This window comes from Micromonospora sp. NPDC002411 (assembly GCF_053592955.1).
The window spans coordinates 20768-27338 of sequence record NZ_JBSFBM010000049.1 but is presented as its reverse complement, the minus strand read 5'-3'; the positions used below and the strand labels follow the sequence as shown (position 1 = coordinate 27338).

The 6571-nt window shown below is 72.2% G+C and carries 5 protein-coding genes and 1 pseudogene; 2 read left to right on the top strand and 4 right to left on the bottom strand.

Translation table 11 applies throughout. The features are described 5' to 3' along the window. Positions 1 to 94 precede the first annotated feature (94 nt). The 4 genes and pseudogenes from ACWCO3_RS09100 to ACWCO3_RS09085 all read right to left on the bottom strand — a co-directional run. Positions 95 to 226: pseudogene (locus ACWCO3_RS09100) on the bottom strand (tyrosine recombinase XerC); the annotation flags it as partial. Positions 227 to 498: 272 nt separating this feature from the next. Next, positions 499 to 1791 carry a DNA-processing protein DprA gene (locus ACWCO3_RS09095; protein WP_435826095.1) on the bottom strand — a complete coding sequence of 431 codons (1293 nt, stop codon included), beginning with the start codon at positions 1789 to 1791 and terminating at the stop codon, positions 499 to 501. Further along, on the bottom strand, positions 1701 to 3221 hold the full coding sequence (locus tag ACWCO3_RS09090; RefSeq protein WP_450009289.1) for a YifB family Mg chelatase-like AAA ATPase: 1521 nt from the start codon (positions 3219 to 3221) through the stop codon (positions 1701 to 1703). The genes ACWCO3_RS09095 and ACWCO3_RS09090 overlap by 91 nt, the downstream gene beginning before the upstream one ends. A 30-nt stretch (positions 3222 to 3251) precedes the next feature. Further along, a complete protein-coding gene (locus ACWCO3_RS09085; protein ID WP_145785070.1) occupies positions 3252 to 3611 on the bottom strand; it encodes a YraN family protein in 360 nt (119 codons plus the stop codon). Positions 3612 to 3980: 369 nt separating this feature from the next. On the opposite strand from ACWCO3_RS09085, the gene ACWCO3_RS09080 reads away from it, so the two are divergent. Continuing rightward, positions 3981 to 5141, top strand: coding sequence for a hypothetical protein (locus ACWCO3_RS09080; RefSeq protein ID WP_450009287.1), 1161 nt, complete (start codon positions 3981 to 3983; stop codon positions 5139 to 5141). Between the two features lie 390 nt (positions 5142 to 5531). Next, entirely contained in the window at positions 5532 to 6437 is a 906-nt protein-coding gene (gene rpsB, locus ACWCO3_RS09075; protein WP_145785068.1) for a 30S ribosomal protein S2, read from the top strand. Positions 6438 to 6571 lie beyond the last annotated feature (134 nt).

Sequence of the window (6571 nt, the reverse complement as noted above, 5' to 3'; positions counted from 1 at the left end):
GAGATGGTCAAGACGGTCACCCTGCTGGCCGCCGGTGGGATCGGCGAGATCAGTTGGTTGCCGTTGGCGTACAACCCGAACAACGCGGCCGGCAGTACGCGCGGACGGTGTGCGTCGACCGGTTCCGCACCCGGGACAGGTGCTCGGCGAAGTCGTCGACCGCTTCGCGCAGGGCTGGCGGCAGTGCCTGGTGCATGGCCCGGGTGCTCCGGTCACTGCGGCTCATCGCGGACGCGCGGATCCGCCGGCCGGCCTGTCGACCCGGGCACCCTCACTGGCTGCTGGCACACCCGTCAGCCTACGGCCGCTGGGTGCGCCCCACCGGTGACGTGATGCTCGGCTAACGGCGATTGTTCCTCTTGGCCAGGAACACGACCAGGCCAACAGCGAACACAGCGGTCGTGACGAGACAGCACAGGATAGTGACGTGCCATGGCTTGATTGCACCCATGACCGCGCACCGTACCGGTAACACCGAGTGTTGGGATGCCTGGTCACTCACCGTGCCGTGACGGTCGCGCTGCCGCGTTTGGGCGCGACCGGTGCCGCGAGCGCGTAGCCGCCGTCGCGACGGACCACCATGGACAGCTCCTCCAACAGGGACAGCTTGCGCATCGCGGTGCGGACGTCGAGGCCGGCCCGGGTCGCGAGGGCGTCCACACCGCGAGCGCCCCGCCGGGGCAGCGCCTCCAGCAGTGAACGCGCGTCGTCGTCGAGTGTGTCGGCGGGCCGCTGCGGACCCCGCGCCGGCGGCGCCAGGTCCGCGCCGATCCGGCCCACCTCCTCGAGTACGTGGGCGACGCCGGTGACCAGGCGGGTCTTGGGGTTGTCGCGGAGGAACTCGTGCGCGCCGACGGACATCGCCGAGGTCACCGGCCCGGGCACCACCATCGCCACCCGATTGGTGTAGACGGCTCGTCGCGCGGTCTGGGTCGCGCCACTGCGCGCCGACGCCTCCACCAGGACCGTGCCCACGGTGCCTGCGGCGATCACCCGGTTGCGGATCAGGAACCGGGGCCGCAGCGGCTCGGCGCCGGGCGGCCACTCGCTGACCAGTAGCCCCGTGTCAGCGATCCGGTCGAAGAGCGCGGCGTTGCCCATCGGGTACGGCCGGTCCAGTCCACAGGCGAGCACCGCGACGGTCAAACCGCCCGCGTTCAGGGCACCCCGGTGAGCGGCAGCATCGATGCCGAACGCGCCACCCGACACGACTGTCCAGTCCCGTTCGGCCAGCCCGTATCCCAGCTCAGTGGCGACGTGCTGCCCGTAACCGGTGGCCGCTCGCGCTCCGACCACCGCCACCGAACGATCCAGGGCTTCGCCCAGCGGCCAACCTCCGCGTACCCAGAAACAGAGCGGTGGCGCGGTCTCACCGTCCACCCGGCGGGTGACGTCCGGCAGGCGCAGCGTGGCCAGATCGGCAACCTGCGCTGGCCACTCCTCGTCGTCCGGCGTGACCAGTCGGGCACCGAGCCGGTCCGCGCGCTCCAGCGCCTCGGCCGCCACCGCCCGGGCGTCGCCGCCCGCCAACCGGGCCGCCACCGTGCTGTGCAGCCAGCCGTCCGGACTGCCCCCGTCCAGCAGCAGATCCAGGGTCGCCACCGGGCCGAGCCGTTCCACCAGGCGGTAGACCACACGGGTGCCCGGCTCGGCCAGCCAGGTCAGCGCGACCCGGGCCAACCTGCGCTCTTCGTCGGCGCTCACATCGCTTCTCCCGTCCGGAGTTGGATCGCTTCCCGCACGTCGTCCCGGTCCGGCCGGTCTCGGCCGTCCAGGTCGGTGATGGTCCAGGCCATCCGGATCACCCGGTCGAAGCCGCGTGCCGACAACGAACCGGAGTCGAGCCGGCCGCGCAGCTCGGCGGTGACCCGGGCGGGCAGCCGCCAGGGCGGTCGACGCAGGTGCGGGCCGTCCACCTCGGCGTTGAGCCTTCGGCCGAGGCCGGCCCAGCGGGTCGCTGCCGCCTGCCGTGCCGCCGCCACCCGCGCGGCGACCGTCGCCGACGGCTCGACATCGCCGTCGGGTGCCATCAACTCGGCCGCCCGCACGGGCATCAGCCGTACCTGCACGTCGATCCGGTCGAGCAGCGGCCCGGAGAGTCGGCCCAGGTAGCGGCGACGGACCAGCGCGCTGCACTCGCAATGTGAGTCGCCGGCCGGTTTCGCGCAGGGACAAGGGTTGGCCGCCAACACCAACTGGGTCCGGGCCGGGTACACGGTGCCGCCCCCGGTGCGGCTCAGCTGGATGCGGCCGTGCTCCAGGGGTTGGCGCAGCGCCTCCAACGCGCCCTTGCTGAACTCGGGAGCCTCGTCCAGGAACAGGACCCCACGGTGGGCCAGCGACACCGCGCCGGGCCGGGCCAGCCCTGAGCCGCCACCGACCAGCGAGGGCACCGTCGCGGTGTGGTGCGGCGCCTGGAACGGCGGGCGTCGCAGCAACCGGCCGCCCGGCGGCAGCAGCCCTGCCACCGAGTGCAGTGCCGTCACCTCAAGCGCCGCTTCGTCGTCCAACTCGGGCAGGAGCGACGGCAAGCGTTCGGCAAGCATCGTCTTGCCGGCGCCCGGAGGGCCGAGCAGCGCGATGTGGTGCCCACCGGCGGCCGCCACCTCCAACGCGCGCCGGCCCACCTGCTGCCCGGCAACGTCGGCGAGATCCGGCCCCCCGACGACGGGTGTCGGCGTGGCCGCCGGTGGCTCGATCAGCGGGGTGCCGTCGCGGACGAAGGCGACCAGCCGGTGCAGATGGTCCACCGCTCGCACCCGTACCCCGGGGATGACCGCAGCCTCGGCGGCGTTGCCGATCGGGACGATCACCCGCTCGACACCGGCCTGGGCTGCGGCGGCGACCATCGGGAGCACGCCGCGCACCGGTCGGACCGTGCCGTCGAGCCCCAACTCGCCGAGGACCACCACACCCGCCAGGGGGAGCAGCGGCAGCTCACCCGAGCCACCCAACAGAGCTGCGGCGATGGCCAGGTCGAAGGCCGAGCCGAACTTCGGCAGAGCGGCGGGCAGCAGGTTGAGGGTGATGCGCCGGTTGGGCCAACGCTGACCGGAGTTGACCACGGCGGCACGGACGCGGTCGCGGGCCTCGTGCAGGGCGGTGTCCGGCAGGCCGGAGATCACCACGGCCGGCAGCCCGGCGGCCAGGTCGGCTTCCACCTCGACCAGGTGGCCGGTCACCCCGACCAGACCCACGCAGAGCACCTTCGCGTAGCTCATGACGCCGCCCGAACCTTCGGAGTACGCATCTCAGAACGCGCCCTTGAGGTGGTCCACCCGGGCCGGGCCGGCCTCGGGCAGCCGCACCGACAGCACGTCGAAACGCACCTCCTCGGCGGTCGTGCCGGTCTCGGTCAGCCAGCGCGCGGCCAGCCCTCGCAACCGGCGGGCCTTGGCCGGCACGACAGCCTCGGCGGGGGTGCCGAAGGCGTCGCCCCGGCGGGTCTTCACCTCGCAGAAGGCGAGCACCGGCCCGTCCCAGGCGATGATGTCGATCTCTCCGGCCGGGCAGCGCCAGTTGCGGGCGATCGGCCGCAGCCCTGCCTCGGTGAGGTGTCGGACGGCGCACCGCTCCCCGTACGCGCCGACCGCCTGGTTCCGCTTCGTCATGGACGGCACGGTGCCCGCCGACGTGCGAGCGCCGCGACCTCGGCACCAGCAAATCTGTGGACAACCAGTGACCTGTGGACAACCGGACGATCAAGCCCGCGCCGTGCTAGGAAGCCATGGCCTGGCACCCCTCCCGAACTCACTGCCGCCGGGCCGCACCATGATCAAGTGATGAAAAATAGGTCTCAGGGCAGCTGTGGACCTACTTTTCATCACCTGATCAACGCTGATGGTGGGGCGTGAGGGGGCCGGCGCGTCTCCACCGGCTTCCGCCCGCTCGCGCTGACTGCAGCGCTGATTGCCGCGCTGTCGGCAGCGCGGAGCGGGCCGAAATGGCGCGGGCGTGGCCGGTCGCATACGGTGCCTGACGTGGACGGACGACGGAGTTTTCCGGAAGATCAGGAGCCGCGCTGGTACCCCGATGAGCGGGGTCGCGGTCACGGCGAGTCGGAGTGGCGCGGCCCGGGCGAACCGCGGTACCGGGACACCGACGTCCCCGAGCAGCGTGGCCCCAACGAGAGCCACTCCGTCGAGGACACCGGCGTCGGCCGACGCCGCGAGCCGGACTCCGGGCGCTTCGGCGCCGTGGACGCAGGCCGGTTCGGCGGTGCGCCGGAGTCGGATTCGGGTCGGCTGAGCGCGGTGGACACGGGCCGGTTCGGCGGTGCGCCGGAGTCGAACTCGGGTCGCTTCGGCGCTGTCGATGCCCAGTCTGGTCGGTTCGGCGCGGGCGAGCCCGAGTCGGGACGGTTCGGCGCGGTCGACCCGTTGGGGGATGCTCGGCCGGAAATCGACGGGTACCGGGCGACCCGGTCACGGCGCGCCGACCGGGATCCTTCGGAGATCTCCGGGGAGCTGCCCGGTCGTTGGGGCGTCCCAGAGTCGACCGGGGCGGGAGCACCGCTCACCGTCCGAGATCCTTCGGAGACCTCTGGCGAGTTGCCTGGTCGCCGGGCCGCCCGGGAGTCGACCGGGACTGACGCACCGCTGACCGTCGCTCGCGAGGAGGCCGGCCGTTCGTTGACACCGGTAGGCGAGACCCCGCCCGGCGCTGTCGCCGACCAGGCTCGTCCCGCCCCCCTCGGCGGGTATCCGATCATCGAGCCCACCCGTGGCGGTGGCGAGACTCCGCATCCGCTGGAAATGCCGACCGGTCCGATGCCGGGGATCGGCCCCCGCCCCGACCTGCCCACCGGCGAACCGTCGGTGTATCCGCCGGCCGCCGACGGCGTCTACCGGACCCGTCGGCCGGTGTTGGCCGTACTCTTCGCCCTGTTGGTGTTGATCTTCGAGGTGCCCGCGCTGCGGGTGCTGCTCGCGGGCGTGACCGGCGATCCGGTGGACGCCGGGAACGTCGTGGTGGGCATCGCCCTGGTCGCCGCGCTGCCGATCTTCGCGATCGGGCTCTACGGGCTCCGAACCGGAGGTCTGGCGCTTTCCGACACGGGTCGGGGCTGGCTGCGCCCACCGACGGCCTATCTGACCGTCGGCCTGGTGCTCTTCATCGCCGCCGCGCTCGCCGCCGGCTGATCCTCCGCCCGCCCGGCCGGCTGATCGGTCGGACTGATCCCCCGCGCTCGCCGCGGGCGTGATCGACACCAGGTCGGCCATGTGGGGGTGTCAGGGCCGGGGGATGGCACCACCTCGCCGACGTGGAGTCGATCATGGGGGCGGATCGGCGGGGTGCGCGGTGGCGGTGCGGCGCACCCCGGGGCGGCTGAACGGGTGGGGGGCGTACACTGGCCAACTGGCGACCGCCTCGTGCGGTCGACCTCGCGCGCCCTCTTCACGAATCGTCGTGGAGCGACGGCCTCCCTGGTCCCGATCTTGATCGGGCCCACCATGGGTCGGCGACCAGGCGCCAGGACGCCCGGCCACCGGCCGGGCGTGACAACCAGGGATCCAGAGGAGTACCCAACCATGGCCGTCGTGACCATGCGCCAGCTGCTGGAAAGCGGTGTCCACTTCGGGCACCAGACCCGGCGCTGGAACCCGAAGATGAAGCGCTTCATCATGACCGAGCGCAACGGCATCTACATCATCGACCTGCGCCAGACCCTCGACTACATCGAGAAGGCGTACGAGTTCGTGCGTGGAACCGTCGCCGAGGGCGGCAGCATCCTGTTCGTCGGCACCAAGAAGCAGGCCCAGGAAGCGATCGCCGAGCAGGCGACCCGGGTCGGCCAGCCGTACGTCAACCACCGCTGGCTCGGTGGCATGCTGACCAACTTCCAGACGGTGTACAAGCGGCTCCAGCGGATGAAGGAGCTGGAGGGTCTGGGTGACCTCAGCGGCACCGCCGCCGGTTACACCAAGAAGGAGACCCTGCAGCTCTCCCGCGAGAAGATCAAGCTGACCCGCACCCTCGGTGGTCTGCGGGACATGCAGAAGCTTCCCGCCGCGGTCTGGATCGTCGACACCAAGAAGGAGCACATCGCCGTCGACGAGGCCCGCAAGCTGGGCATCCCGGTGATCGCGGTGCTGGACACCAACTGCGACCCGGACGAGGTCGACTTCCCGATCCCGGGCAACGACGACGCGATCCGCTCGGCCGAGCTGCTGACCAAGGTCGTCGCCGCCGCCGTCGCGGATGGTCTGATCGCGCGTTCCGGCCGTCGCCGGGGCAACGACGAGAAGCCCGAGGGCGTCGCGAGCGACGAGCCGCTGACCGAGTGGGAGCGCGAGCTGCTCGAGCCGAAGAAGGCTGACGAGTCGACCGCCGCTGCCGCCGAGCAGCCCGCCGCTGCCGCTGCCGAGCAGCCCGCCACCCCGGAGCAGCCGGCGCAGGCCGCCACCGAGCAGCCGGCGGCCGCTACCGCGGAGTGATCGCACCGTCGCTGCCCCGCCGTCCGTTCTTTCGGAATCGGGGCAGCGGCGGTACGCCGGGCACGATCCGCCCGGATCCGGGTAACCGGCACCTCTGACCATCCACACGCCGTCTCAACACCGAAGAGAGAGCC

Coding starts and splice junctions, on each gene's coding strand:
- rpsB (WP_145785068.1), top strand. CDS start 5,532: ATGGCCGTCGTGACCATGCGCCAGCTGCTGGAAAGCGGTGTCCACTTC.
- ACWCO3_RS09090 (WP_450009289.1), bottom strand. CDS start 3,221: ATGAGCTACGCGAAGGTGCTCTGCGTGGGTCTGGTCGGGGTGACCGGC.
- ACWCO3_RS09085 (WP_145785070.1), bottom strand. CDS start 3,611: ATGACGAAGCGGAACCAGGCGGTCGGCGCGTACGGGGAGCGGTGCGCC.